Annotated in this window: 22 protein-coding genes and 2 pseudogenes; 16 read left to right on the forward strand and 8 right to left on the reverse strand. The window is 64.2% G+C overall.

The window, feature by feature from the left end; all coding sequences use genetic code 11:
- The first annotated feature begins 104 nt into the window (after nt 1-104).
- Nucleotides 105-608 (forward strand): HD domain-containing protein, encoded by a 504-nt coding sequence (locus AKJ09_RS50000; protein ID WP_169928634.1) that lies wholly within the window; start codon nt 105-107, stop codon nt 606-608.
- A gap of 12 nt (nt 609-620) precedes the next feature.
- Here the strand turns inward: AKJ09_RS50000 and AKJ09_RS50005 are convergent, their stop codons facing one another.
- Nucleotides 621-824, reverse strand: coding sequence for a hypothetical protein (locus AKJ09_RS50005; protein ID WP_146654945.1), 204 nt, complete (start codon nt 822-824; stop codon nt 621-623).
- A gap of 762 nt (nt 825-1586) precedes the next feature.
- Between AKJ09_RS50005 and AKJ09_RS50010 the strand changes: the two genes are divergently transcribed.
- The 9 genes from AKJ09_RS50010 (at nt 1587) to AKJ09_RS50055 (ending at nt 10438) form a co-directional block, all read left to right on the forward strand.
- Nucleotides 1587-2462 carry a hypothetical protein gene (locus AKJ09_RS50010; protein WP_205634001.1) on the forward strand — a complete coding sequence of 292 codons (876 nt, stop codon included), beginning with the start codon at nt 1587-1589 and terminating at the stop codon, nt 2460-2462.
- 41 nt (nt 2463-2503) lie between these two features.
- Complete coding sequence (locus tag AKJ09_RS50015) at nt 2504-3106, forward strand: RNA polymerase sigma factor (RefSeq protein WP_169928636.1); 603 nt, start codon at nt 2504-2506, stop codon at nt 3104-3106.
- Complete coding sequence (locus AKJ09_RS50020) at nt 3103-3876, forward strand: tetratricopeptide repeat protein (RefSeq protein WP_146654948.1); 774 nt, start codon at nt 3103-3105, stop codon at nt 3874-3876. The genes AKJ09_RS50015 and AKJ09_RS50020 overlap by 4 nt, the downstream gene beginning before the upstream one ends.
- Nucleotides 3873-5045, forward strand: a complete 1173-nt coding sequence (locus tag AKJ09_RS50025; protein WP_146654949.1) for a hypothetical protein — start codon at nt 3873-3875, stop codon at nt 5043-5045. Before AKJ09_RS50020 ends, AKJ09_RS50025 begins: the two co-directional genes overlap by 4 nt.
- A complete protein-coding gene (locus AKJ09_RS50030; RefSeq protein ID WP_146654950.1) occupies nt 5042-6175 on the forward strand; it encodes a WD40/YVTN/BNR-like repeat-containing protein in 1134 nt (377 codons plus the stop codon). The genes AKJ09_RS50025 and AKJ09_RS50030 overlap by 4 nt, the downstream gene beginning before the upstream one ends.
- Nucleotides 6172-7365, forward strand: a complete 1194-nt coding sequence (locus AKJ09_RS50040) for a hypothetical protein (RefSeq protein WP_169928637.1) — start codon at nt 6172-6174, stop codon at nt 7363-7365. The genes AKJ09_RS50030 and AKJ09_RS50040 overlap by 4 nt, the downstream gene beginning before the upstream one ends.
- Entirely contained in the window at nt 7362-9107 is a 1746-nt protein-coding gene (locus AKJ09_RS50045; RefSeq protein ID WP_146654953.1) for an IgGFc-binding protein, read from the forward strand. Before AKJ09_RS50040 ends, AKJ09_RS50045 begins: the two co-directional genes overlap by 4 nt.
- Before the next feature lie 191 nt (nt 9108-9298).
- Nucleotides 9299-10045 carry a TetR/AcrR family transcriptional regulator gene (locus tag AKJ09_RS50050; protein ID WP_146654954.1) on the forward strand — a complete coding sequence of 249 codons (747 nt, stop codon included), beginning with the start codon at nt 9299-9301 and terminating at the stop codon, nt 10043-10045.
- Nucleotides 10046-10066: 21 nt separating this feature from the next.
- Complete coding sequence (locus AKJ09_RS50055; RefSeq protein WP_146654955.1) at nt 10067-10438, forward strand: VOC family protein; 372 nt, start codon at nt 10067-10069, stop codon at nt 10436-10438.
- A gap of 29 nt (nt 10439-10467) precedes the next feature.
- Here AKJ09_RS50055 and AKJ09_RS53960 read toward each other — a convergent pair whose 3' ends face one another.
- The gene (locus AKJ09_RS53960) at nt 10468-11934 is read right to left on the reverse strand and encodes a hypothetical protein (RefSeq protein WP_169928638.1); all 1467 of its coding nucleotides are present in this window, start codon (nt 11932-11934) and stop codon (nt 10468-10470) included.
- Between the two features lie 177 nt (nt 11935-12111).
- Complete coding sequence (locus AKJ09_RS55890) at nt 12112-13596, reverse strand: hypothetical protein (RefSeq protein WP_146654959.1); 1485 nt, start codon at nt 13594-13596, stop codon at nt 12112-12114.
- A gap of 275 nt (nt 13597-13871) precedes the next feature.
- Here AKJ09_RS55890 and AKJ09_RS50080 point away from each other — a divergent pair, with 275 nt between their 5' ends.
- The 4 genes from AKJ09_RS50080 to AKJ09_RS50095 all read left to right on the forward strand — a co-directional run bounded on the left by AKJ09_RS50080 (nt 13872) and on the right by AKJ09_RS50095 (nt 15736).
- Nucleotides 13872-14279 (forward strand): hypothetical protein, encoded by a 408-nt coding sequence (locus AKJ09_RS50080; RefSeq protein WP_146654960.1) that lies wholly within the window; start codon nt 13872-13874, stop codon nt 14277-14279.
- A 196-nt stretch (nt 14280-14475) separates the two neighbouring features.
- Nucleotides 14476-14787 carry a TetR/AcrR family transcriptional regulator gene (locus tag AKJ09_RS50085; protein ID WP_146654961.1) on the forward strand — a complete coding sequence of 104 codons (312 nt, stop codon included), beginning with the start codon at nt 14476-14478 and terminating at the stop codon, nt 14785-14787.
- On the forward strand, nt 14760-15221 hold the full coding sequence (locus AKJ09_RS50090; protein ID WP_146654962.1) for a TetR/AcrR family transcriptional regulator C-terminal domain-containing protein: 462 nt from the start codon (nt 14760-14762) through the stop codon (nt 15219-15221). Before AKJ09_RS50085 ends, AKJ09_RS50090 begins: the two co-directional genes overlap by 28 nt.
- 143 nt (nt 15222-15364) lie before the next feature.
- The gene (locus AKJ09_RS50095; protein ID WP_146654963.1) at nt 15365-15736 is read left to right on the forward strand and encodes a VOC family protein; all 372 of its coding nucleotides are present in this window, start codon (nt 15365-15367) and stop codon (nt 15734-15736) included.
- 108 nt (nt 15737-15844) lie between these two features.
- Here AKJ09_RS50095 and AKJ09_RS50100 read toward each other — a convergent pair whose 3' ends face one another.
- Complete coding sequence (locus AKJ09_RS50100; protein WP_169928639.1) at nt 15845-16423, reverse strand: sterol desaturase family protein; 579 nt, start codon at nt 16421-16423, stop codon at nt 15845-15847.
- A 1146-nt stretch (nt 16424-17569) separates the two neighbouring features.
- Between AKJ09_RS50100 and AKJ09_RS56495 the strand changes: the two genes are divergently transcribed.
- Entirely contained in the window at nt 17570-18934 is a 1365-nt protein-coding gene (locus AKJ09_RS56495) for a thiol-activated cytolysin family protein (RefSeq protein ID WP_169928640.1), read from the forward strand.
- 507 nt (nt 18935-19441) lie between these two features.
- On the opposite strand, the gene AKJ09_RS55415 is transcribed toward AKJ09_RS56495, so the two are convergent.
- From AKJ09_RS55415 to AKJ09_RS50125, 4 genes and pseudogenes are all read right to left on the reverse strand, one after another.
- A complete protein-coding gene (locus tag AKJ09_RS55415; RefSeq protein ID WP_146654965.1) occupies nt 19442-20026 on the reverse strand; it encodes an IS5 family transposase in 585 nt (194 codons plus the stop codon).
- Nucleotides 19975-20196 (reverse strand): annotated as a pseudogene (locus AKJ09_RS56500) (transposase); the annotation flags it as partial. The gene AKJ09_RS55415 and the pseudogene AKJ09_RS56500, both read right to left, overlap by 52 nt.
- A 128-nt stretch (nt 20197-20324) precedes the next feature.
- Nucleotides 20325-20648 (reverse strand): annotated as a pseudogene (locus tag AKJ09_RS56505) (toll/interleukin-1 receptor domain-containing protein); the annotation flags it as partial.
- Nucleotides 20617-21144 carry a hypothetical protein gene (locus tag AKJ09_RS50125; RefSeq protein ID WP_146654966.1) on the reverse strand — a complete coding sequence of 176 codons (528 nt, stop codon included), beginning with the start codon at nt 21142-21144 and terminating at the stop codon, nt 20617-20619. The gene AKJ09_RS50125 and the pseudogene AKJ09_RS56505, both read right to left, overlap by 32 nt.
- A 962-nt stretch (nt 21145-22106) precedes the next feature.
- Between AKJ09_RS50125 and AKJ09_RS50130 the strand changes: the two genes are divergently transcribed.
- Entirely contained in the window at nt 22107-25391 is a 3285-nt protein-coding gene (locus AKJ09_RS50130; RefSeq protein ID WP_146654967.1) for a translation initiation factor IF-2 N-terminal domain-containing protein, read from the forward strand.
- Nucleotides 25392-25596: the final 205 nt, after the last annotated feature.

Below are 25596 nucleotides of genomic sequence, written 5' to 3' on the forward strand. Positions count from 1 at the left end.
AAAGACGTGGCGAAGACGCGCGGGTGGAGGCACAACCCTAGAGAGGCAGTGACGGGGGCCCGTGCGCTGCAATGACTGTCGGTCTCCGTGGTAGGTTGGGCGCCATGGCGACTGTCGATAGCGACGAGCTCGAACGGGATGCGCGCGCGCTCGCGGAGGCCCGCCATGCCACCCAACGTTATGGAGACCGGCCGTATGTCTTTCACCTCGACGCAGTCCGCGAGGTCCTACGCTCGTTCGACATCCAAGGCGACCTCGCGGTTGCTGCGTGGCTGCACGACGTGCTCGAGGACACTGCCACTTCACGAGAGGAACTTCGCACGCGGTTCGGCGCCGACGTCGACGAGCTCGTTTGGGCGGTCACCGGGATCGGCGCGACACGCAAGGAACGCAACGCCAGCGCTTACGCAAAGATCCGCGCCACGCCACGGGCGGCTTACCTCAAGCTCGCCGATCGAATCGCCAACGTCGAAGCCGGACGCGATCGGCCCGACAAGCTCGCGATGTACCGCACCGAGCAACACGGTTTCGAACGAGCACTCGAAGGACTCGGCAGCGAAGACATGTGGAACCGCCTGCGGCGAGCGCTAGGGGAACCGACGAAGTAATCAGCGGCCCTGTCACCGCGAGCGCTTCGGCCGCCGAGACAGAACATCGAGGATCGCGAAAGCGTCCTGCTCGGAGACTTCCTTCGCATACGATTGATCAAGAAGGACCTGATGCGCCGTGGGCCATTCCTCCCAGTGGTCCCATACCCAGACATCTCCCCAGACCCCGTCGTTCGTCTCGTGGACGCGATAGACGATCGTGGTCGCCGGACGCATCGTTGCGTTCGAGGAAATAACGCATCGTCATAGCTCTTTGGCTCCGTCAGGAATGGCCACGGTACCGTATCGCTCGTTCATCGTTTTTTGCAGTTCAATGCGACGCGCACGAGGCGTCGACGGAGATCGCCATTCCTCGTAGAGGGCTCTCGAGACATGCGGCTCGAATGGGAATGACGCCGCGATCTTCCGCGCCCTCCGTTCCGCGTCGCGCGTGCCCAATGGCGGATGTACCCCCGACGACTTTCCGGTTACGCCGAAGCGGTCACATGTGCCGACGAATCGGATGCTCATTGGTCAGGGCTCCGCGCGGCGGCCGAGCGAGACCTTCCTGCATGAGCTCGTGCGCGAGCATCTCGAGACATTTCTCGCGCAGGCCCGCGCCAGCTACGGCGCGCCGCGAACAACGAACGGCTGTGGTCGGTCCCTTGGATTCTTAAACGGTGAGGAGCACCATCGCCTGCGCCTGCGCGATACCTGCGCGCACGGCGGAGTTCTCGTGAGTAAGCCCAACGGCGAGGAACGATCGAGTATGCTCGGTCGGTCGTGCGAACGTCCCAGCGTGGGTGGCGAAGGTGCCACCGTCTCCGAGGCCTCGCACGATCGCATGCGTGGATCCTAGGCCTGGTCGTCGTCGCGCGAGGAGCCGCTGCGAAAGACGACAGCAAAGCGGCCACCGTACAGGATGGCGAGACCATCCCTGTTCACCTGGTGGTCGACTCGCCAGCATCGTGCACGAACGAAGCAAAATTCTGGACGGAGGTGACGTCGCGCACGAGCGAGCTCCTCCGCCGCGTCCAGGAGAGCGAGGGAGCGCCGACGCTGATCGTTCGGGCGGAGCAGCGCGGAGGCGCGGCTCGCGGCGAGCTCGAGCTCGTGACATCCCGCGGCGAGCGTCTACCGCCGCGCAGGGTGGTTGCCCGCACATGCACCGAGGTCACGGCGGCCCTCGCCTTGGCGCTGGTGCTCGCGATGGAAGAGGGAGCCCTCAAGAGCGCGCCGAAGGAACCGCCCCCAGAGCCGCCGCTGGAGCCTGTGGCCGACTCCGCTCCAGCTCTCCCGATTGTCCGCTCTCCATCTCCTCCATCTCCATCTCCGCCGCGACGTCCCGACAAGGCGGCTGGGCCGCCGAGGAGGACCGTGACGTCGATGGGCGCACACGTCGTCGTTGTCGAGGTCCAAGGCCTCGCGCTCGGAGCCAGCTTATTTTCCGAGCTTCGGCCGCCGTTCCTCGAGGGGCGGCTCGCCCTCCGGATCGAGGGCGCCGTCTGGCAACGCTCGGTGAGCCGCGAGGCCGGTCAGGCGGATCTGAGCTGGCTCGTCATGCGCGCGAGGCTGTGCTTCACTCAGACGCTCGGACTTTCGCTCGCGCTTTGTGGTGTCGGCGAGGGCGGCGCGTTCTCCAGCTCCGCAACGCATGCGCTGAATCCGGTCAGCTTCACCGGTCCGTGGGTCGGGGCTGGCGCCGTCATGAGCGCCGGCTTTCGTCCCCTCCCACGTCTGGGGATCGAGATTGAAGCCGGCATCCTCGTCCCGTTCACCCGCGACGACGTCATCCTCCGGCCGAACAACGTGCTTTACAGCACTCCGGCCGTCGTTACCTGGCTCGCCGCCGGTCCGATCCTTCATTTTGATTGAGGTGAGTGATCGGTAGGCGTCGGCCTGGGAATTCTATCGGGGTGCGCATCGAAGTCTCGTCTTCCGCTGCCCTCCCGGTGCCGACATTGGCCACCGAAGAGTCGTCGCAGTCCTCGGCGAGCGAGCGCCTGTCGCGCGGGGTACGACTTCGCACGCTCATCGAAGCGCATGGGCGATTTCTCTGGCGGAATCTGCGCCGGCTAGGGGTCCCGCAGTCCTTGCTCGAGGACGCCGTTCAACAGGTCTTCGTCGTCGCGTCTCTTCGCCTCGACGACATCCAACCCGGCGCGGAGACGGCGTTCCTGTTTCGCACGGCGATGAACGTCGCCGCCCACGTGCGCCGAAAGCGCACGCGCAAGCCCGAGCGGCCGCTCGACGACGAGGACGTGCAGACGTTGTCGGACCCAACGCCCACGGCCGACGACCTCCTCGACCGCAGCTACGCACGCCGCGTGCTCGACGAGATCCTCGACGAAATGACCGAGAGCCTTCGCGTCGTCTTCGTCCTCCACGAGTTCGAGGAAGCCAGCCTGCCCAAGATCGCCGAGTACCTCGCGATCCCGGTGGGGACCGCCACGTCGCGTCTTCGACGCGCCCGTGAAGAATTCGAGCTTCTCGCTGCCTCCAAGGTGAAACAGAAATGAGCTCCGAGAAACGGATCGTCCGTCTTCAAGAGGACGGCGGATCGGACGTCGCGCGGCGACTGCTCGCTTCGGCGTCCGAGGACGAGATGCCGGATGACAGGTACCGCACGCTCGTCGAGTGGGGCGCGGGCGCTGCTGCCCACGCCGATGCCGCCGTCGTCCGAACGACGCGCGTGACGCCGCTCGTGAAGGGGCTCGGCGTCATCACGCTCGTCGCCGCTTCGGTGGGGATCTTCGCCTATGGCTCTTCGAGCTTGCCGGCTCCGTCTGCCTCCGAACCGTCGGCCGCGGCCGGCGGGACCGCCGCAAAGCCGGTCGAGGTCGGCCCCGCGCCGACGGTCGCCGACACCACGACCCCGGCCCCCGTCGTGACGCTCGATGATCTGCCGAATGCGCCGAGCGTAGTCCGCGCCTCTCCCTCGAGCGCGACCGCGTCGCGTGCAGGCGAGAGGCCCGCGGAGAAGAAGGCGGCGACGGACGAAGTGTCGACCGCCGAGCAAATGAAGTTCATCGACAGAGCCCGCACGAAGCTCCGTCAGGGGGACGCGCATGGCGCGCTGGCGGTGCTCGACGACTACGAGAAGCGGTTTCCCGCGCCCGCCTTCAAGGCAGAGGCGACCGTTCTTCGCGTCTCTTCGCTCGCCAAAGTGGGCGACCGCGCCGCCGCGAAGCGGCTCGGTGAAGCCTTCTTGAATGCGCATCCATCGGAGCTCTACAGCCGCCGCGTCGAAGCCATCGTTCGCTCGCTCGATCAGGACGGGACGCCGTGAACCATCGTACATCGAAGCCGCTACTCTCGAGCATCGTCGCACTCTCGTTGACCATCGGGCTCGGCTTGGTCAGTTGCACGCGCCATGAGCGGGAGCTCGGCGATGCGCTCTCGAAGGGCGATGGCGGAGGACCGCTCTTCTCCGACGACGGCGGGAAGCTCGAGCCGGACGCGAACACCTTCACTCCGCTCTGCAAGTCGCGCGATTGTCCCGTGCCGTACGCCACGTGCTCGAGCGACACCTTCGAGTGCGAGACGAATTTCGATATCGACAATGCAAACTGCGGATCTTGCGGAATAAAATGTCCGCAAGGGCAAGCCATCATTGATGCGTTGCACGCAGAATGGTTTTGCCAGTCCGGCAAATGCCAAATGCAATGCTTTGCGCGAGATGGCTTCTTGGACTGCAACAACGACGTCGCGGACGGCTGCGAATCGAACTTGTGCGACGAGAGCAACTGCGGAGGCTGCGGGATCAAGTGCCCGGCTGGAGTCGCCTGCATCAAGGGCAATTGCGGATGTCCTCCCGGATTCACCGCCTGCGGGAACTGTGAGACCGGAAGGTGCGTGGACCTGAAGACCAACGACGAGCACTGCGGAGCCTGCGACCGCGCGTGCCTGCCGGTCGACGCCCCGCCCTATCCTCATACCTACGTCGGATGCGGCGACGCCGAATGCGCGACAGTCAAATGCGATTGGGGTTGGGACGACTGCAACAACGATCTGCGGAAGGACGGCTGCGAGATCGAGACCTTCAGCGATCCGCTGAACTGCGGCGCCTGCGGAAGGAAATGCGCTCCCGGCCAGACTTGCTTCAACGGCAAGTGCGAATGCAAGCCGGCGGAGACTCTGTGTCAAACGCAAGAGGATGGGCAGGTCTACTGCGCCGATCTCTCCACGGACATCTTCAACTGCGGAGCCTGCAGTCACCGATGTCCGAACAATCCGCCCCGGGTTCTTGGCGTGTGCAATGTCGGACGGTGCGAGCTGAAGTGCCCGAGCGGCTACGCCGATTGTGACGGTCGGTCGGAGAATGGCTGCGAGACGCACGTCGCTGCCGATCCTCAAAACTGCGGCGGCTGCGGGACCCAATGCGATATCGCCTTCGGACAGCCTTGCGTCGGCGGAGTCTGCTTGATGGCGCCATGCAACAGCGGAGGTGCCCAGTGAGAGTGCGGTTTCTGCTCACGAGCATGGGGCTTGTCGCCGTCGCCTCGTCGCATCTCTGGTGCTCCTCTTCGACGGATGCCGGCCCGGACGTCGACGCTGGACCTGGCTCGGCCGCATCGGTCGACGCCGAGGCCGACGCCGACGCCGACGCGACGACCGCGCCCGAGTGCACCGACGCGTTCTGCCGCGTCGCCTTTCCCGGCCGGGACGATGTGGTGCTCGCGCTGTGGGCGAGAAGCGCCGCCGAGGTCTGGGGCGTCGGCCTTCGCGGGTTCGCGGTGAAGTTCGATGGCAAGGATTGGAAGCAGATCCCTACGAATACCAAGGCGGGGATCTTCGGCGTCGCCGGCACTCCGGATGGCACGGTCTGGGGAGCGAGCAGCGGGCAGGAGCTGCTTCAACTGAACCTCGAGAAGGACGGCAGCGCCGAGGCGTTCGACGGGGGCTTCCTCGCGAAGATCGACGCCATCGCCGCGCGCGACGCGGAGCTTGTCGCCGTCGGCGCGCCCGTCGAAATTTTCAGCAGGGATCCGCCTCAGCCAGACAACATCTGGCGCTACGGCTCGGGCCCCGAGGGCGGCGCTCCCGCATGGACAGCGATCTCTCCACCGTGCCCGATGGGCGCATCGGAGCGCCGCTGCCTCAGGTACCGCGCCGTCTGGATCGAGAACGCCGAGCGACAGTGGTTCGCCGGCGATGACGGGAAGATCTTCCGCACCGACACGAGCCCGATAGGCGACGGCGGTCCGCCGGATCGGATCCGCCTCGAGGAAATGAACTCGAGCTCGCTTCTGCGCTTCAATCCGCTCTGGGGGTTCGATGGCAATGACATCTGGGCCGTTGGCGTCGAGGGAGTCATCCGGCATTGGACAGGAAGCGCGTGGATGACCGTCCAGTCACCCGTTGCTCGTGAGCTCTACGGAGTTTGGGGCTCGCGCCCCGACGATGTCTGGGTGGTGGGCGATAACGGCACGATCCTCCATTGGGACGGCAAGTCCTGGGCGCTTGTCGATATCCCCTACGCCCCCGACAAGCATCCGCGATTTTATGCCGTCACCGGCACGGGTGACGACGTGTGGATCGCCGGAGAAGGCGCCCTCCTTCGCTCGACGACACGGAGAGCCCAATGAAGGTGGTCACGACTCGAATGGCGCTGGGCTCGGTCGCGCTGCCCCTGCTGATCTTCGCGGCCTGCGCCGCCGGCAACGAGGCCAGCGGCGGTCACGAGGACGTCGAGCGCAAGGCCGACGGGGGGCTGCCCGACCTCGTTCAGCCGGACGCGGGCGACGCCGGTGACGCTCGCGGCCCCGGTGCACCGCCCTCTCGGTGCAGCGACGACTTCTGTCTCGTCGATCTTCCCAATGCGGCGGCTTACGGATTTACCGATTGGATCTTCGCCGGTGTGCACGTCGCCCCCATCCTCGGCGCCTGGGCGATCGCGAACGGGGTCTACACTGTGGACACCGCCACCGTGCAGCTCATGCGCTTCGAGGACGGTGGCTGGAAGCCTGTCTTCGCTCCTGCGCTCGGCGAGGGCGCCGGCAAGCGCAGCATCGAGCTCTACTCGATGACATCGGAGGCTCCTGGCAAGCTCATCGCGGTCGGCGCGACGCTCGACGACGCCACTCCCGTGATCGTACGTGGCGATGGAACGACGTTCACGACCACGGTCTTCGACAAACCTCTCTCGGCGGTCTGGTCGAACGCTCAGGGAGAGACGTGGATCGCTGGCGCCCAGGGAGGCATCTTCCGCTCCGATCGCGACGGCGGCTTGATTCAAGAAACCACCGACGCCAACGGGGACTTCGAATCCATCTGGGGAACGGGTCCAGAGGACCTGTACGTCGGCGGTAAGACCCAGGATCCAGCACTCGGGAAGCTCGGATACGTCGGCCATCGCACGGCCGGCGAGGCGGGCGCTCCAACGTGGACGTTCCGCAGCGTTTCTCCAGACCTCCTTCCATGGGGCGACCCGATCGTCCTCGCCGGAGCCGCGGCGCCGACCGGCGCGCGCTTCTGGGCTTCTCCGAACGGCCTCGTTCGGGTCACTCCGAGCAGCAGTGCCGACGAGGACTGGGCGGCGGATCCCTACCAGCCGCGCGTTCCGCTCCGCGCGTTCTTGACTCGCTCGAAGGACGAGATCTGGGCGGTCGGCCACGTCGGACGTATCACCCGCTTCGACGGAACGGCGTGGAAGAACGTACGTCTCGTCTACAACGATGCGCCGCTGACGGCGCACCTGATCGCGATCGCGGAGACGGCCGCCGGCGAAATCTTCGTCGTCGGCGAAGGCGTCGCGCTTCAAAGGAAAGCCAAATGATCCGCGCCAGGATCCATCGATTCGCTCCCTGTTTTATCGCGGCGCTCCTCGTCGCCGCTGCCTGCGCGAAGGACGCCGATACCGGCGCCGGCGCAGGTCCCCCAACGTTCGCGCAGGACTGCACGCCCCGCTGCGCCGAGGACGGTCGGTCGGTCGTCGACTGCCGGGGCGACGTCGTCACGGCCTGCGGAGCGTACGCGTCGTGCTTGCATGGCGCCTGCGTCCCGGGATGCGAAGCGGCCTCGCGCGAGCAGAGCTCGATCGGCTGTGAGTACTACGCCGCGAAGCCGTCGGCGTTCTCGTTCGACGGCTGGAAGGGCGCGCGCAACGACGCGAGCTGCTACGCGGTGCTCGTCGCCAATACCTGGAACGCTCCCGTCGAGCTCGAAGTCGAATACGATGGAAAGCCCATCTCCTCGAGCTATTTCCGTATTCCGCGCGGTCGAGGCAAGAATATCCAATACGAGACTTTGCCCGAAGGCAAGCTGCCGAAGGACGAGCTCGCAATCCTCTTTCTGGCGATGGAGCCCAAGCCTCCGGCTCACGACGTCGAAACTCCGGATCTCTATGTTCCATGCCCCTCGGCGGTCGGCGCGGGCGTCCTCTCCTCCGCCGCCGTGCGCGGAAGCGGGGTCGGGCAGACGTTCCGCATCCGGTCATCCGCCCCCGTCGTCGCGTACGACATCTATCCGTACGGAGGGGCCACGAGCTTCATCCCGAGCAGCTCGCTTCTTCTTCCCACGTCCGTGTGGGGAACCGAGAACCTCGCGATGGACGGATACTCGCTCGGCAACCTCGCGACCGAGGCGAGCGAAGGAACCTACTTTCAGATCCTCGCGCGTGAGGACGAGACCCACGTCAAAATCCGGCCGACGACCGATCTCGCGAGCGTTGCCGGCCGTCCTCCAGTCAAACGCGGCGAGACCGGCGAATACGTCCTCGGCGCGGGGCAGTTCCTCCAGTTCACCCAGTCCCAGGAGGCGAACGGCACCGCCGTCGAGTCCGACAAACCGGTCTCCGTCGTCGCCGGCGCGACGTGCGCGTACGTCCCGAATCCGATCGAATTCTGCGATACGCTCCACCAGCACATCCCGCCGATCCGTCTCTTCGGCGACGCCTACGTCGCCACGCGCTACCGCGATCGCGCCGCTCCCGAACAGACGCCGTGGAGGATCCTCGCAGCGGCCGACGGAACGAGGCTCACCTACGATCCGCCGGTCGAAGGTGCCCCCACCACGCTCGATCGCGGAAAGTGGGCTGAGTTCTGGTCTCCCGGCCCCTTCGTCGTGAAGAGCCAGGACGCCGCCCATCCAATCTACGTCGCCGCGTACATGACCGGTGCGAGCTACGTGAACAGCGATCTCGGCGATCCCGAGATGGTCAACGTGATCCCCGTCGGCCAGTACCTCTCGTCCTACGTGTTTCTGACCGACCCTACCTACTCCAACACGAACCTCGTCTTCGTGCGCGGGCGCAACGACGGCAATCGCGACGACGTCCAGCTCGACTGCCTCGGCACGGTGCAGGGTTGGCAAACGATCGGAAATACCGATTACGAAGTCGCTTATGTCGATCTGGTAAGAAACTCGTTCCCCCAGGGCGATTGCGACAACGGCGTCCACCGCGCCTCGAGCAAGGGCCCCTTCGCCCTCACCGTCTGGGGCTGGGACTCCTTCGCGAGCTACGGCTTCCCCGCCGGCATGGCCACCAAACCGCTCAACGACATCCCCGCGATCCGCTGATCGGGTCGAGCCATCGTCCGGTCGGCTCCCAGCAGAGCTCATGGCTCTCTCCGAGAGCCTTCGTTCGGCGCGCCCGCGCTGAACTTCGTGAGAAATTTCGGGCCATGTCGCTTCCGTGGAAGGCGTCGTAGACGCGCGGCGGGCCCCGCACGCCTTGACGAACACTGTTCGCGACGAATACTGTTTTCGGCATGGGAGCCAAGGACCCGTTCGCGGCGCGGGATGTGCAGAGTCGTCGAGGGGGGCCGGTCAAAGCGCCGCTCAGCCGCGAGCTCATCGTGGCCACGGCGCTGGAGCTCTTGAAACGCGATGGTATCGAAGGAATGGGCCTCCGTAAGGTTGCCGCGGCCCTCGATACGGGGGCGGCGTCTCTTTACGCCTATGTCGACGACTCCAACGCGCTTCAAGCCTTGGTGCTCGATCGCGCGCTCGGTGCGGTCAACCACCGTGCGGCGAAGGGCGGGTGGAGAGAGAACGTGCGCTCGCTCCTCGGCTCGTACGTGAAGGTCCTCGCAGGCACGCCAGGCCTGGGGCAGCTGGCGCTCCGTACGATCGCGGTCGGCCCCAATGCGCTACGCATCTACGAGAGCCTTCTTCGCTCGTTCCAGGAAGGCGAGATGGACCGCGGCCGCGCCGCCTGGGCGGTCGATCTCGTGCTCTTGTATTGCACGGCGATCGCCGCCGAGCATGGCAACGGGTTGAACCCCGGGCATCCTGAAGGGCCCCTCGTTCCGGCCATTCGAAGCGCGCGCGAGGAAGACTTCCCGATGATTCACGCTTCGCGTGACGAGCTCCTCGCGGGCACCGGCGAAGAGCGCATCCGCTGGTGCATCGACGTGATGCTCAATGGTGTCCTCACGACGGCACGCCCCACGCCCAGCGCCCGCGACTCCGCGCTCGGCGCGCGCTCACCCAAGCAAACGAAACGAGCGCGCTGAGATCAGAGGAGAGGAAACATCATGATGCACGTCGATCATATGGGCATTGCAGCGAAGGATGCGAAACGAGCAGCGGAGTTCTTGGCCGCGATCCTCGGTGCGCCCGCGCCGACGCCGGAGGGCATCGACGACGACATGTTTCGCGTCGACCTCGACAACGACGAATTCATCCTCTTCACGACGCTGGAGAAGATCGACTTCACGCACCTGGCGTTTCGCGTGGACGGAGAGCGCTTCGCCGCCGTGGTCGAGCGCCTTCGCGAGCGCAAAATCCCGTTCGGCAACGACCACGGCGACACGACGAACGGAAAGACGGAGGATCCCATCGGAGGCCACGGCCGCGTCTATTTCGAAGACGAGAACAAGCACCTCTTCGAGGTGACCTGGCGCTGATCGGGGCGACAGCGAACTGTCGGTCCCCCCTAGAGACCGAGCGTGCCCTGCGATTTTCCGCTGGGGCCGGCCGCGCCGGACGAGCCGGCGTTGCCGGGGCCTGCGCCTGGCAGTCCGCCAGCGCCTCCGGCGCCCGCCGGGGCCGAGGTCAGCGTTGCGCCGGTGACGGTCGGCTCGGTGCCCACGAATCCAATCGGCACCGAGTGGCCGCCGTTGCCGCCCGCGCCGCCGTTGCCGCCCGCGCCGCTGCCTCCGGGGCCGCCGTTGCATGAGCCGTAGCCAAACGAGGCGCCGCTCTGACCGTTCTCGCCGTCGCCGCCCGCGCCGCCCGCGCCGCCCGCACTTGTGACGAGAGAGCCTGCCTCGATGGTCACGCCGGAGTTGAACGACAAGAGCGCGAAGCTCGATCCTCCGTTCGTGCCGAATGCGCCGCCCGCGCCACCACAGCCGCCACAACCACCACCGCCGCCCCCGACAGAGCGGTCCGTCCGCGATCCCCCTCCGCCGCCGCCCTGGCCGGGCAAGCCATCGCCGCGATTCGCGTTCGCAGCGACGGAGCTCGAGTCCCAGCCGAGCGCACCGAGCACGCCTGCGGACTGCGCTGTCCCTTCGGGAGCGGCCTTGCCATTCGCGCCGGGGCCCCCAGCGCTGCACGCGGCGCTGCCGTACGACCCCGAATTTGGCTCACCGACAGGGGGCGACGATGAGCCGTTCCCGATGCCCGGCCCAGCGCCGGAGGAGCCGGGCCCGCCCGTCGAGCTCGTGCCATCGACGCAGATGCACGTCGGACCCGCACCGCGGCCAGCCCCACTCGCGTTTCCGCCCGCGGTCGCCGCGGCTGTGTAGTTCGACCGAACTTCGCCGTTCGGGCCCGCCATGGCCGCGCCCGCCTTCAGGTTCACGCGACGAAACGCGACCGCCGTCGACTCGGACACGAAGGCGGCAATCGCCGACGCTCCAGGCGCATTCGCATCGGCGCCCGCGGTCACGTCGAGATCTTCGAAGGAGATGGGGCCGGTCACCTTGACGACGCGGAGGGCAGGCCCCACGGGCGGCGTGATCCTCGGCCGAGCGTTCGCAACGGGCTCCCAATTGCATGTCAGCCCGCCAAGGATGCTCACCGCGCTCTTCACCTCCAAGGGCACGTCGTACGTGCCTTCGCAGACGTAGACGCGGGGAAGCTTACGCGACGTCGCCAGCTCGATGGCCATGGCGATGGTCTTCAGCGGCGTGGCCTTCCTCCCGCTCGCATCGTCGTCGCCCGACGGCGAAACGAAGATGCCGACCTTGTCGTCGACGCAGGCCGGCGAGTCCCCGACCGACTTCGCCAAGTCGCAATTTGGAGGGAGCGCGACGGAGTTCCCCTCCGCCCCCGCGTCACCGGCCGCGCAACTCTCGTTCTCCTCGCACGTCCCGCCCGAGAAGGGAGAGCAAGCGACGCCGACGACGGCGGCCGCGACAGCGACGAAGGCAGAAAGCGTGCGGGCAACGCGCATGGCTCTCTCAGAGATACTTCGTTCGGCTCGGCCGCGCTGAACCTTGTGAGAAAATTCTGCCCCTGTGGCGAACCGCTTCGGCCGTCTCGGTGACTTCGTGTCCAGAGCGAAACGTGTGTCCTTCGCTGCTTGTCAGACGAGTCGCTGTCACCACCGCTCACGAATCCGTCGCCGACTTTAGAGACCGAGCGTGCCCTGCGATTTCCCGCTGGGGCCGGGCGCGCCGCTCGAACCAGCATTGCCAGGGCCTGCGCCTCGCAGTCCGCCAGCACCTCCGGCTCCCGCCGAGCCTGGGGTCAGAGTTGCGCCGGTGACGGTCGGCTCGGTGCCCACGAATCCAATCGGCACCGAGTGGCCGCCGGCCCCGCCCCCGCCGCCGTTGCCGCCCGCGCCGCTGCCTCCGTAGCCACCGTTGCATGCGCCGTAGCCAAACGAAGCGCCGCTCTGACCGTTCTGACCGTCGCCGCCCGCGCCGCCGGCTCCGGCCTCACTGGTGACGAGAGAGCCTGCCTCGATGGTCACGCCGGAGTTGAACGACAAGAGCGCAAAGCTCGATCCGCCGTTGGTGCCTGGCGCGCCGCCTGCGCCGCCGCAGCCGCCACAACCACCGCCGCCGCCTCCGACATTACGGTCCGTGTGCCCTCCCCCTCCGCCGCCTCCCTGGCCGGGGGAACCATTGCCGCTATTCGCGTTCGGGGCGATGGAGCTCGAGTCCCAGCCGAGCGCACCGAGCACGCCCGCGGACTGCGCAATCCGTTCGGGAGCGGCGTTGCCGTTCGCGCCGACGCCTCCAGGCGTGCAGCTGCCGGTGCTGTACGATCCCGCATTCGAAATACCGACCTGGGGCTGTGACGAGCCGCTACCAATGCCCGGCCCAGGCCCGGAGGAGCCCATTCCGCCCCTCGAGCTCGTGCCGTCGATGCACGAGCACGTCGGACCTGCACCGGGGGTTCCCGAGCTCGTGCTCCCGCCCTCGGTCGCCGCGGCGGAGTAGTTCGACCGAGCTTCCCCTTTCGGGCCAGCGCTGGCCGCGCCCGCCTTCAGGTTCACGCGACGAAACGCGACCGCCGTCGACTCGGACACGAAGGCCGTAATGGCCGACGCCCCAGGCGCATTCGCAGCGGCCCCCGCGGTCACGTCGAGATCTTCGAAGGCGATGGGGCTGGCCACCTTGACGACGCGAAGGGCCGGTCCGACGGGCGGCGTGATCCTCGGCCGAGCCTTGGGAACGGGCTCCCAATTGCACGTCAGGCCGCCAAGGATGCTCACCGCGCTCTTCACCTCCAAAGGCACGTCGTACGTCCCTTCGCAGACGTAGACACGCGGAAGCTTGCGCGACGCCGCCAGCTCGACGGCCGCGGCGATGGTCTTCAGCGGCGTGGCCTTCCTGCCGCTCGCGTCGTCGCTTCCCGACGGCGAAACGAAGATGCCGACCTCGTCGCTGACGCACGCGGGCGAGTCGCCGATCGACTTCGCCAAGTCGCAATTCACGGGGACCACGATCGAGTTCCCTGCGTCCCCTTCCGCGCCCGCCGTGCCTGCGTCAGCGCCGGCGCAACTCTCGTTGTCCTCGCACGTCCCGCCCGAGAAGGGAGAACAAGCGACCGCGGCGACCGCGAAGGCGAAGGCGAAGAACGCAGAAAGTGTCCGAGCAACGCTCATGGCACTCCCAGAGATACTTCGTTCGGCCCGCCCGCGCTCAACCTTGTGAGAACTATCGGGGCCTGTCTCGAGTCGTTTCGGCCGTTTCGGTGACTTCGCGTGCCGAGCGCAACGTGTATCCTTCGCTGCGTGTCAGACGAGTCCCCGAAAGACATCCCGTCGCGCCGCACGCATGCGGACAGATCTCTATCCTGAGCTGGAACGGGGGAGTTCCACGCCTTCGTGAGACGGCTCGTCGTCGAACGCTCGCAAAGGAGTCGTGATAGGAAGGTGTGATGCGCTTCCGCGAGTCACTGCTCCTGGTCGGTCTCGTCTGCTGCGGACCTACCCGGGCGCGTGTCGAGAGTCCGATGGAGCCAGGGGCCAAGGCATACGAAGCGGCCAAGGCATCCGAAGCGCGCGGGTTCGATCGCGGGAGCGCGGCAACCGCGCTGGCTGTTGATGTGCAACCGTGCAAGACATCTGGCGTTCCCACCGGCGTCGGCCACGTCAGCGTGATGTTCGGGGCGGATGGAACGGTGGTCGACGCTAGGCTCGACGAGACGACGCTGGACGGCAAGCTGAACCCCTTCATTGGTACAGCGGCCGCCCCATGCATCTTGGAGCGATTCAAGGCCTCGCGAATCAAGCCGTTCGCGGAGGGCCCGCCGGTTACTGTCGGACGCAGCTTCACGATTCGCTAGAACGGAATCCAGCGGCTCGGGATGGCACGGAGGACGACGCTCCCTCCGGCGGCGATCTCAACGACGCGCCCGTTGCCTATATGCGCGCCCGCCTCCACGAAAGCCGTTCGTAGCTCTTCCGCTCGGCCCCAAACGTCGCACAGAGCGTTGGGGCCCGCCTTGACGAACACTGTTCGCGACAAATACTGTTTTCGGCATGGGAGCCAAGGATCCGTTCGCGGCGCGCGATGTCCAGAGTCGTCGGGGCGGACCGGTCAAGACGCCGCTCAGTCGCGAGCTCATCGTGGGCACGGCGCTGGAGCTCTTGAAGCGCGATGGTGTCGAAGGAATGGGCCTCCGGAAGGTGGCCGCGGCCCTCGATACGGGCGCGGCGTCGCTCTACGCCTACGTTGACGACTCGAACGCGCTTCAAGCCTTGGTGCTCGATCGTGCGCTGGGGCGGTCAACCTCCGTGGGACCAAGGGCGGGTGGAGAGAGAACGTGCGCTCGCTCCTCGGCTCTTACGTGAAGGTGCTCTCCGACACGCCCGGCCTCGGGCAGCTGGCGCTCAACACGATCGCGGTCGGCCCCAACACGCTACGCATTTACGAGAGCCTTCTTCGCTTGTTCCAGGAAGGCGAGATGGAGCGCGGTCGCGCGGCCTGGGCGGCCGATCTCCTGCTCCTTTATTGCACGGCGATCGGCGCGGAGCACGGCAACGGGTTGAACCCCGGACATCGCGAAGGGCCCCTCGTTCCGGCCATTCGAGGAGCCCGCCAGGAAGACTTTCCAATGATTCACGCGTCGCGTGACGAGCTCCTCGCAGGGACCGGCGACGAGCGCATCCGTTGGTGCATCGATGTGATGCTCAATGGCGTCCTCATGACGGCCCGCCCGACTCCCAGCGCCCGCGATGACGCGCGCGGCTCAGGCGCTGCCAAGCGAACGAAACGAGGTCGCTGAGGTGCGGCCTCCGAAACGAAGGGCGCTTTCCTTTGGTCTATGACGAACACCGTTCGTGACAAACCTGTTCGGAGTGAAAGGACTACGAGAGATCCTCGGGCAGCACGTGACCATCAGTCCATCTCAGAAGAAAGGGAAACATCATGATGCACGTCGATCACATGGGCATTGCCGCGAAGGATGCGAAACGCGCGGCGGAGTTCTTGGCCGCAATCCTCGGCGCCCCGGCGCCAACGCCTGAGGGCATCGACGACGAGATGTTCCGCGTCGACCTCGACAACGACGAATTCATCCTCTTCACGACGCTGGAGAAAGTGGACTTCACCCACCTCGCCTTCCGCGTCGACGGCGAGCGCTTCGCCGCCGTCGACGAGCGCCTTCGCCAGCAGAAGAGCCCGTTCGGCAACGACCACCGCGACACGACGAACGGAAAGACGGACGATCCCATCGGAGGCCACGGCCGCGTCTACTTCGAAGACGAGAACAAGCACCTCTTCGAGGTGACGTGGCGGTGATGCGATTCTGCGGGTGCCAATGCTCGAAGCTGCCCATGCGCGAGCTCGATAGAGTTCAGTGACCTGGGCGGCCTGGACGTACTCTGGGTCGATCCGGCGCCGTGGCCCTCACTCGTTTGCCTCGACGCTGCGCTGCGCGGCGTGCCTCTCGGCGGATGCGACGAGTCGCGCGAAGTTCGACGCGTAGTGTGGGTCGAGGGTCGTAAAGAGCCGACCCCAGATCGCGGTGTAGAAGCCGAAGTTCGTGGTCGGATTCTGATGATGACGCGGGTGGAACGTGCTCGTCCCGATGCCACGCAGAATGGGGACCCTGGCCCACCACTCGGGCAGGGGCTCGACGCCCACGTGTCCGAGCGTGCCGAACAGTGTGTTCGTCGTGAGGTAGAGGAGCATGCCACCGAGCGAGAAGGCATGCGTGCACAGAACGGCGATCCACAGCGCACCGACGCCGCAAACTTCGATCGGGTGGAGCACGAAGGTCGTGAGCGGCCGCGGCTGGTCGTAGCGGTGATGGATCTCGTGGACGAATCGATAGATCGGCGAAAAATGCGCCACGCGATGGGTGGCGTACATCGCGATGTCCATCACGAGCACGAGCAGAACCGCGTCGACGATCCAGCGCCAACCGAAAGGCGCACCGTCGACCCGCAGCAGTCCTGCCTGGAAAAGCCACCGTCCCGCGAACATGACGAGAAGAGAGCCATCACTCGCACCATACCGCGCCGATAGGCAAGAAATCCAACGCCACCGCGCAGGCCGCTCCCCTTCCGCTCGCAAGCTGTAATCGATGGCTGACGTGTGAGGCGGCGCGTGGCGAAGGCCTCCCACTTGAGGTCGCGGCGGACGCGATTGACTAGGGGGAAGCCCGTATTGCTCATCGTAGTGCCAGCACAGATACTGCACGGTGCCGCTTGCGCGGTCTCTAGAGCCGGCCGCGACGCCTGACCACCGAATAGTGCGCGCGCGCATCGGACTTACCGCGGGTGACCTCATACGGAGTCGCGCTTCACGATGGTGGCTCGAACCTCATTGCATGGGAGACAATGCTCTCAGAGACGTCGTTGTATTCCCATCCTGGCTAGTGCGCTTGAGGTTGCCCCCACGCGTCGTGATCCGCCAGGCCGGAACTCATCGTCTTTACGGTTGGGCGCGCCACGGCTCGTTCCCGCGGGGGCAATCCGAGGGCGGAGCCAAGGCGCAAACGCGGGGATCTCGATCGACTTCATCTCTTGGAGCGGGTCCTCGTGCTCAACGAAGCGTTGCAGTGTGCCGTCCCCCAGACGGTGCACACGTAGGCGACGCCGGCGTGGCCGGCGATTCGTGCGCGAGCGTGCCCGCAAAGATCTCGGAGAGCTGCCGTCACGCGTCCTAAAGAATCGAGTCAGCAACGGCGCGCTTCGGTTGTACCGCACCTCGCTTCCTTCACTCCGTTCTGTCGAGGCAATCGATGACGACATGATCTGTCGGGCGGTCCCTTACCGCTCGAGGCGATGCGCTCGTCGCACGCTATGGGGGGGCAACGTCGAGTTCACCATCGCGTTGGGCGCCGACGGCGCCCGAACAGAACATCGCATTACCATGTCCGCGTTTTATCCAAACGCATGAACCGACCAGACTATTACACATTACACACTCGCAACTGTTCATCCGCACCGAGCAAGGGGAACCAGCGATGCATCAATGCGTCCACATCAAGCGCATCTCAAAAGTCGCCATCTGCAGTGCAATCATTTCGCTAACATGGGTTAGCCAAGTCGCCGCTCAATCCACCGTGCCCCCGAACGGCCTAACGCAGCGTGCTAGCCCTCAAGGCACGAATGCGGCAACATCATCGTGCGGAGAAATCATCGACCATCCACTTTCCATCCCCCGCGAGCACCTACCGACAGTCAGATACTGGACGCTCCCGTCACACAGATAAAGCAGGATGGCACACTGCAGTTCACCTGCACCAGGCGCAGGAAGCAGATCGCCGAGAACTTCGAAGAGCTTCTATTGCTCGGAGGCCAACAAAGTTCAGTCCTGCCAGGAATGGTCGTCACAAGCGATTCAGTTCGATCTGGCTCAATCCAGCCGATTACAATTCCACGAGCGCCGATTACGCTTAACGTCAATCTAGCACTGCAAACACCAACTAGACAGGTCGCTGTTCCCAATTCAGCGACCATTGCTGAAGCCATCGCTTCGATACAGCGCGAGGCGGATGGGCTGAAATGGTTGCCTGGCCAAGTCGCCGTCCACGTTGAGGCGGTCAACAGCTTCGACGAAGCTGTCTTCGCCGCAGGTGTCTCCGCCAGCTACAGCTCGCCCCTCGCACAAGCGCGACTATCGACTGATTTCGCTGAGACGAGGTCTGCTCGTGAGCGAACCGTACTCGTCAAGCTGTATCAACCAATGTATACAATCTCCTTCTCGGACGACATATTTAGCCGTCCTAGCGACTTCTTTCGGCAGCCGTCCGATTGGCGCTCCAACTGCGACTTCGTAGACGCTTCGAAGAACAATCCACCAGCGTACGTGCAATCCGTAACCTACGGACGCATCGCACTATACACACTTACAAGCTCAGAATTTAGAGACAATCGCAGCTTCGAAATCGCAGTAAGCGCACGATTCGGCGCAATTGCAACCGGAGAAGCAAACGCAAAACTAAAGGACGAGACTAAGCAGCTGGTATCACGCTCAAAACTTCGAGTCTTGGCCCTTGGCGGCTCTCAGGACTCGGCGCTGCGCGCGGTGAGGGAGGCTGATTTTACACAGTTCTTCACCGCGGCCGTGGCCTCTACTGCAGTTCCAATCGCCTACCGGTTTAATTATCTCGTGCAGGGGCGACCGGCACTCAAGATTGAAGCTGTCCATGACCGAACAGTGGAGGAGTGCATCCCGCCTGTGTGTGATAAGCCTCCCGTCGAGACCCGCACACTCACGCATCTAATTGACCAGGGCGGTGGCCTTGGCGGAGGGTCGGAGGACGTCATCGTCTTGAATCGATGTGACAGCGGGTTCACTCGCACAGGACACTCGGTAGATAAGTTATCTCGCGGTGGAAGTTGCGGACCGATGGGTTTTGTGACGGAAGACCCCACCGACTGCAGAGTTCGAATTCATTACGGGGTCGCGGTTCTAAGCTCCGTAAAGTGCTTGGTGAAGGTCACCCAATCACGGACGCTCCCGCACCCTGATCCCTTGTGCCAATGACGAACGGTCCGCTACCCTGCTCGCGACCAGACTCTGGAAAGCGAGCTCGGTGGCGGATGCTGGCGACATCGCCGGTGAGTGTCATCGTCCGCGCTTGCCAAGTTCGGGTCGATGCTGAGAATACCGCCCCCAGCGTTCACGATGCGGTGATTTCCGCAAGCACGGGTCGTTATGTCGAAGCGCCACGCGTCTCCGTCGCCTTGTCACGCGCCCCGAATTCGAGGCGCTCGCTCCTGGACACATCGCTACGTCGAACGCTGCTCGAACGTCTTCCGATGCGATGGAGTTCTCGAAGAAGGTGCTGGCTCGAGCCAGTTGAGGAGATTTGCTCGAGGGCATCTTGGAACTGGCCGGTCTTGAGCCGGCATCGCTCCAGTAGCCTCTGCGGAACGCGCATTGCTCGTACCATGCGCCTCGCGTTCGGCCCAACGCCCGACGAGTTGCGAGCCGTGCTCCTGCCCCCTTCTGCCCGGAAACCAAAGGCCGAGCACGAACTAGGGGGTGTCCCTAGTTCTGCTCCAGCCAAAGCCACGCGCAGGCGATTTGAGTGAGCGCCAGGAAATTACGCGCTGTCTTTTCGAAGCGCGTGGCGATGGCGCGGAATCGCTTCAAATTGTGAAAGAAGCATTCGACGAGATAGCGCTTTCCGTAGAGCTCTCGGCTCTTCGGAATCTTGCGCGGACGTTCGGGCTTCGAACCGATGACCGGCTTCATGCCCTTGTCGCGCACGGCTTGGCGGAAGCGATTCGAATCGTAACCGGTGTCTGCGATGAGGGCCCCGCCGCGAGAATAGGTGAGCAGCTCATCTGCCATCATCATTTCGTGTCGCTGCCCCGGCGTGAGCGCGATGTGGATCGGTCGACCTTTGGTGTCGGCGACGGCGTGGAGCTTAGTTGAAAAACCTCCTCGAGAGCGGCCCAGAGCATTGGATTGGCCCCCCCTTTTCCGCCCGACGCATCTTGGTGTGCGCGAACGATGGACCCATCGACAATCGAACCAACCTCGTCTACCTCTAACTGCAGTTCCTTGAATATGACTTCCCAGTGGCCTTTCTTCGCCCGGTTGTTGAAGCGGTTGTAGACCGACTTCCACGGGCCGAAGCGCTCAGGAAGAGCGCGCCATGCGCATCCCAGTTTTTGCCCGAAATAGTACCGCTTCGATGAAGAGCCGATCGCCGAGCGTCGCCGCAGGACCGGTCTTCTGCTCAGGCGGCACCTTCTGCAATCGACGCCATGCTCTTCGCTGAGTGCGTGTCGCCGCATCCCGATTTTTGATCATGATCGATCGCTCGACGCAATCCATTCGCGGAAGTGATCGACTTGGTCCAACTTTTCGGACGGACGAACTAGGGACACCCCCTAGTTCGCCGCCTATGTGGGACGGTTCCCCGTTAGACTCGACGCGGCGCGCGATGGAGAGCCCTAAGCAGCTGGTCGAGCCCGTGCGAGTAGTCCGCGCGGAAGTCCGCATACTTCTTCGTTCGGAGAAGCCGCGGAATCTCGCAATCTTCGAGTAGTAACGGGAGCACGTTTATCTTTCCCGTGCTCATTTCATCCCAGTAGTTGTCGTGCCACTCGCGTTCGACCCACTGAGATTTCACCGCTGCACTCGTGAGCACGACAACTGCGAACTCGCATGCGCCCAAACCACGCGCAACGCCGGGAGGAATCGACTCACCGACCTCAATCCGCCACTCGTCCAGCCACGGCGTCGCGCCGTTCGTCTGGAGGTCGACGGCAAGGCCTCTGACGAACTCCTTGTCGCGCGAAGAGTAGGGAGATGACTACCAACGCCGGGTCACGCTTCATACTTGCGAATACCGCGTCACTCAGACGGTCATTAAGCTCTCGTTCCACCAAGAGCAGCTCGATGAGCGCGTGCTCCCGGGAGATCTCGACCGCTGAATCGCGCGCCCCTGCTGGAAAGAGCAGCTTCTCGAGTTCCTCTCTGCGCTTCCGGAGGTCCCGCTCGTTCGCGCCGCGTAACATACCATACGGAATCAGGCGTGGAGCACTCGTGTACATCGTCCCGAAGTACACGACGGCGGCGCTCCTGCCGCCGTCGGTTTCACCGTCATCGTCGTAATCACCAATACGACCGCGATGGGGGCCGCTGGTCACAATTACGGCGCCCATTTCAACCCGGTCGAATGACCGCGACTTTGCCTTCTTTCGCTTGCTCGTCGCTTTGCTCGCCATCGGTTTTGCCATCTTTGCTGCTCCTTCTCCTCGACCTTCGCCGGCGACACGGCCGGATCAATCCCCGCTTCGGTACGGACGCTGGGTGAAGAAGCTTCATCTCAACTCACCGACTCGGAGCAACCTCGCACGCCAAATCCTTCCCCCAGTTCCCAGCTGCGCGTCCGTGGCCTCATCAACGCGTGTTCGCGCCGTTCGTGTCATCGAAGGCCCCTCACGGTTCGACGCCCTGCGCGACGAGCGACCGAGGAAAATCCCTAAGTGCATGCCCGTACGCCTGGCCGCGTCGCGCCCATAACTGCCGCAGGAAGTCGCACCCTAGGCACAGGAGCTCCGAATAGTCCGCGCGCCGCGTCGACGTGGAGCGAACTCTCGGCCTGCACATCGGACTTACCGCGGATGACCTCATGCGGAGTCGTGCTTGACGACTCTGGTTCGAACGTCGTTGCATGAGAGACAATGCTCTCAGAAGCACTCGACACCGTATTCCCATCGTGGCTAGTGCGGTTGGACGTTGCTCCCACGAGTCGTGATCCCCTCGGATTCGCGGCCCCTGCCGCGCGGCATGCCGATACGCTCTTGCCGGGACTCAGCGTCTTTACGAGCAGAGCCCGCTACCGCTCGTCTCTCGAGTGGCCGGTTCAAGAGTCGGAGCCGGGCACCAAACGCGGGCATCTCGATCCGTTCCATTGCTTGGAACGGCTCCTGGTCCGCAACGAAGCGTCGATCCATGACCACGCCCCCGAGGTGTGGATGCATGTCGGACTTCGGCGCGGCCATCTATTGATGCGCGAGCCTGGCCGTGAAGCTCTCGGTGAGCCGCCGTCACGCGTTCTGAAGAACCAAGTCACTAACGCCGCGCTCTGCATGTACCAGAACTCACTGTCACTGGGGGGCGTCGAGGAAGTCGACGACTTCGAGCATGCCAGGACTGAGTTCGGAAAGAGCGTCCCCCAACTCTCCAGGGGTCGGTCATGAAGATACGCGTCTACGAAGTCGCGAAACAGCTCAATATCGACCCGAAATCCCTAGTGGGGTTCTTCCAGACGATCGGGGTAACGGACGTCAAGAACCACATGAGCTCCGTCACCCCGGAGGCTGTCGAGCTTGTGAAGCGAAAACTGGAGGCGCAGGAGAGGCGCAGGACGCACGATGTCATCGACCAACACCTCCGTCGCGGCGAAGCAACCGTCGTCCAACGGCGCCTTGTTCCTAAACAGCCTGCGTCCGCTGACGATGCCGCCAGGCTCTTCGTAGCTGGCCTGCACGAAGACGTGACTGAGCAAGGCCTTCGGGAAGTGTTTGAACGCGGGGGAAGCCGGGTCCTTGCGGTGGAGCTTTGGCGAGCAGCAGGCACTGGGCGTCTCCGCCGAATCGGTTGCGTCACCATGGCGAGTCCGGCTGAAGCGGACGCCGCGCGTCAGACCCTCGACGGATCGCTACAGGCAGGATCTCAGATCGCGGTGCGCCCTTTCGATGCCCGGCGTCGCGGACCGGCCTCGCACGACACACCTCCGAACGAACTGACGAGAGGCCCCTCCTCCGAACGCCGGACGACCACACCGCGGCCCGTCGTCCGTGAAACGAGGTCTAACCCCATGCCCGACGGCCGCCCCAATCGCAACACCACTCAGCCGCCGAGGGCGGCAAAGCATCCGAAAATGCTCCCTCTCGTGCCCCGCACCAATGAGGCACCGGCAAGCAGAAACACGCCGGTCCTCTCATCTGGTGATCGAATCGGAGTGGGACCGTCTGCTACCAACGCAACGGCGGAAGCGGGAGCCCGGCAACGCCGGGAAGGCGCGCCGGCCACGCCGACAGCGGCTCCACCGAAGCAAACCTGGGTCGGAGACCTCCTCTCTGAGGCGACGGCGCGGGCGCGGAGGCTTCCCCGCGATTCACAGCTACGCGCGGCGCTCGGCCTGGCTCGGATCGCGTTGCAGCATGCAGCCATTCCACTCCTCGAGTGGGTCATCGAGCACGGGGGGGACGCGGCAAGAAAGCCCGAATTTGTCGAGCTCCGAGCGCCCAGCGACGGCAGTCTGGTCGATCTCCTGGCGACCGGCCTCGTTTGTGCCGAGAATGCCCGATGGAACGGCGTACGCGGTAAATTCTGGGAGCCGACCGAAAGCTCGGCTGCACGGAAGTTCTTCGGCAGACCAGCGCCGTTGCATCAAGTGCTAAACGCGTTCGTTGCGGCAAGGAACGACGGTGTCGAAGGACATGGCATAGCCGGCGGTGAAGACCCCGAGGCACTGCTTTCGATTGTAGACGCAATCGTAAACATCCTCGGCCCCGTACTTCCATTCAGCGACGACGATGCGCTTCTCGCAATCCAATCTCCTGATGGCCGGGTGACGCGCCTCTCATACCTACGGCTTGCCGAAGGCGATCTCGTCTGCTTCCGACGCAGCAAGGTGCTCCGTGCTGGCGCGTGCAGAGTCTTCGCTCAGCGGCAGACGGATCTACTCGAAAAGGTGGATATCAGCTGGGAGAGTAATGACACACTCCAACAGCACGCGCTGCACGAACCGGTCGTCAAGTACGACTACGTTGAGACCACATCGCCGAGCTGGCTACCGCTCACTCGCATTCCGGAACGGCTCACCAAGACGTTCATGGGCAGAAGTCACGAAATCGGACAGCTATGGGACTGGTTCAACGACACAGACTCCAAAGCCTGTATCGTTTACGGTGACGGCGGCATAGGAAAGACAACCCTCGTAATCGAGTTCATCCAGCAGCTCCTCGCCGGTGGCTTCGGTGATCCGATGTGGAAGCCTGCAATGATTAGCTATTACAGCGCAAAGGAAACACGGTGGGGACTGAACGGCCTAGAACGCCTGCGATTTTCGCAGGCCGGCCTGACGGACGCCGTCACGGAAATCGTCCGCCATCTTCGCGGCTCGCACGCGATCGAGGACGAGTGGTACAAGCTCGATCTTCCCAAGCTTGCCCAGAAGCTTGGGGGATATCTCAAGGAAGATTGGAAGGTCCCGGCGTCAGAACACCTGCTCATTCTCGACAATACAGAGACTCTTGCGACACAGGAGGAAGAGATTACGCTCCTGGCCGAGCACATCAAAGCCCTCTCGCGTCGCGTTGGCCGAATCATCATCACCTCACGACGTCGCGAAAAGATGGAGGCCGCGCCGATCGAATTGCCGGCGCTCGATCCGTCGACAGCGGAACAGCTATTGCGCCGTCGCGCCACCGAGCTTGGTTGCGACAAATTGACGGCGGCCGGCTCGTCGAAGCTTCGAGCCTACGCCGAAGGTCTCGAGGGCTGGCCGCTCTTGCTTGAAGTGTTTGTTCAGACACTTGCGGAGAAAGGGCTGTCGCCGGAAGTAGCGTTTGACCGCGTCCGGCAAATGCGAACAACGGATCTCGGCGAGTTCCTCTTCGCCGACGCCTGGGCCCGCTTCTCCGATCGAATCAAGCACATGCTTCTCCTCATGGTGAGAGTCGGTGACAACCTCGACGAAACGCTCGTAAGGCTGTGCGCCACCGAGGCAGACGTCGGCCTTCACACCGCAGAACAGGCTCTCGAAGAAAGCCACGGCATTGCTCGCATTCAGCGGATCCAGGGCAAACTATATGTCACCTTCCGCAAAGGATTTCTGGACTTCTGCCGCGACCGACCACTCGTCGTCGCGGGCGCTGAGGTCCAGCTCTCGGAGTCGGTCAGCCGCGTCCATCGGCGATACGCGGAATATATACAGGTCCACGACAAGGAAGTCGCTCACCGATACGGCAAAGCTTTTCGGACACCGTTTTCGAAGATGGCATTCGCTGCACGTGAGCGAGGGCAGTACGACGAGTGTGAAAAACTCTTCGAGTCAGCGATTGGAGAAGATCCCAACAACGGCCTCTTGTTCGACCAGTATGCCCTCTTCCTCCTACAAAACAGGACCGACCCAGCGCGCGCGCTAGGCAAAGCGGAAAAAGCAACAGCACTGGCTCCGGAGAGCCCCGACGTCTGGTTCACCCACGGGACGATCCTCGGCCGCCTGAAAGAAGTTGATCCGGCGTGGAGCTCTCTTCAACGTGCATTGGAGCTTGGCAAAGGAGCCCACCTGGTCTGGCTCCAGGTAGCGCACATCTACATCATCACCAAGGACCCCCGCGAGGCTATTGCGCGCGAAGCGCTTCGGAAGGCCCGAGCACTGTCGCCCCGCCCTACTCCCGAAGAATCCGCAAGCGCCTTCTGGCGCGACCTTACGCGCCTTGAACGGCGTCTCGGAATCACTGGGGACTAGGCAGCGTCGCGAGCACGTGATGGTCGTGCGAACAGCGAACGACTGATGCCAAGCGCTCTTGCACGGAAACGGCCATGCTCGCGGTCGGCACTCAGTGCGGTGAGAGGTCTAGGGCGTCTGCCGGAGGCGTATCCTGCTGTGTTCCGCGCTGTGCTGGATGGCACGACGATGGATGGGACATCGAATATATGGGGTCATGGGCCGC

The organism is Labilithrix luteola (genome assembly GCF_001263205.1).
In the GTDB taxonomy this organism is placed as follows: domain Bacteria; phylum Myxococcota_A; class Polyangia; order Polyangiales; family Polyangiaceae; genus Labilithrix; species Labilithrix luteola.

What these genes read in the sequence shown, in the direction of transcription:
- AKJ09_RS50095 (WP_146654963.1), top strand. Translation starts at nt 15,365, where the DNA reads ATGATGCACGTCGATCACATGGGCATTGCCGCGAAGGATGCGAAACGC.
- AKJ09_RS55890 (WP_146654959.1), bottom strand. Translation starts at nt 13,596, where the DNA reads ATGAGCGTTGCTCGGACACTTTCTGCGTTCTTCGCCTTCGCCTTCGCG.
- AKJ09_RS50000 (WP_169928634.1), top strand. Translation starts at nt 105, where the DNA reads ATGGCGACTGTCGATAGCGACGAGCTCGAACGGGATGCGCGCGCGCTC.
- AKJ09_RS50085 (WP_146654961.1), top strand. Translation starts at nt 14,476, where the DNA reads ATGGGAGCCAAGGATCCGTTCGCGGCGCGCGATGTCCAGAGTCGTCGG.
- AKJ09_RS50005 (WP_146654945.1), bottom strand. Translation starts at nt 824, where the DNA reads ATGCGTCCGGCGACCACGATCGTCTATCGCGTCCACGAGACGAACGAC.
- AKJ09_RS53960 (WP_169928638.1), bottom strand. Translation starts at nt 11,934, where the DNA reads ATGCGCGTTGCCCGCACGCTTTCTGCCTTCGTCGCTGTCGCGGCCGCC.
- AKJ09_RS50040 (WP_169928637.1), top strand. Translation starts at nt 6,172, where the DNA reads ATGAAGGTGGTCACGACTCGAATGGCGCTGGGCTCGGTCGCGCTGCCC.
- AKJ09_RS50020 (WP_146654948.1), top strand. Translation starts at nt 3,103, where the DNA reads ATGAGCTCCGAGAAACGGATCGTCCGTCTTCAAGAGGACGGCGGATCG.
- AKJ09_RS50050 (WP_146654954.1), top strand. Translation starts at nt 9,299, where the DNA reads ATGGGAGCCAAGGACCCGTTCGCGGCGCGGGATGTGCAGAGTCGTCGA.
- AKJ09_RS50080 (WP_146654960.1), top strand. Translation starts at nt 13,872, where the DNA reads ATGCGCTTCCGCGAGTCACTGCTCCTGGTCGGTCTCGTCTGCTGCGGA.
- AKJ09_RS50055 (WP_146654955.1), top strand. Translation starts at nt 10,067, where the DNA reads ATGATGCACGTCGATCATATGGGCATTGCAGCGAAGGATGCGAAACGA.
- AKJ09_RS50125 (WP_146654966.1), bottom strand. Translation starts at nt 21,144, where the DNA reads ATGGCAAAACCGATGGCGAGCAAAGCGACGAGCAAGCGAAAGAAGGCA.
- AKJ09_RS50045 (WP_146654953.1), top strand. Translation starts at nt 7,362, where the DNA reads ATGATCCGCGCCAGGATCCATCGATTCGCTCCCTGTTTTATCGCGGCG.
- AKJ09_RS50130 (WP_146654967.1), top strand. Translation starts at nt 22,107, where the DNA reads ATGAAGATACGCGTCTACGAAGTCGCGAAACAGCTCAATATCGACCCG.
- AKJ09_RS50100 (WP_169928639.1), bottom strand. Translation starts at nt 16,423, where the DNA reads ATGTTCGCGGGACGGTGGCTTTTCCAGGCAGGACTGCTGCGGGTCGAC.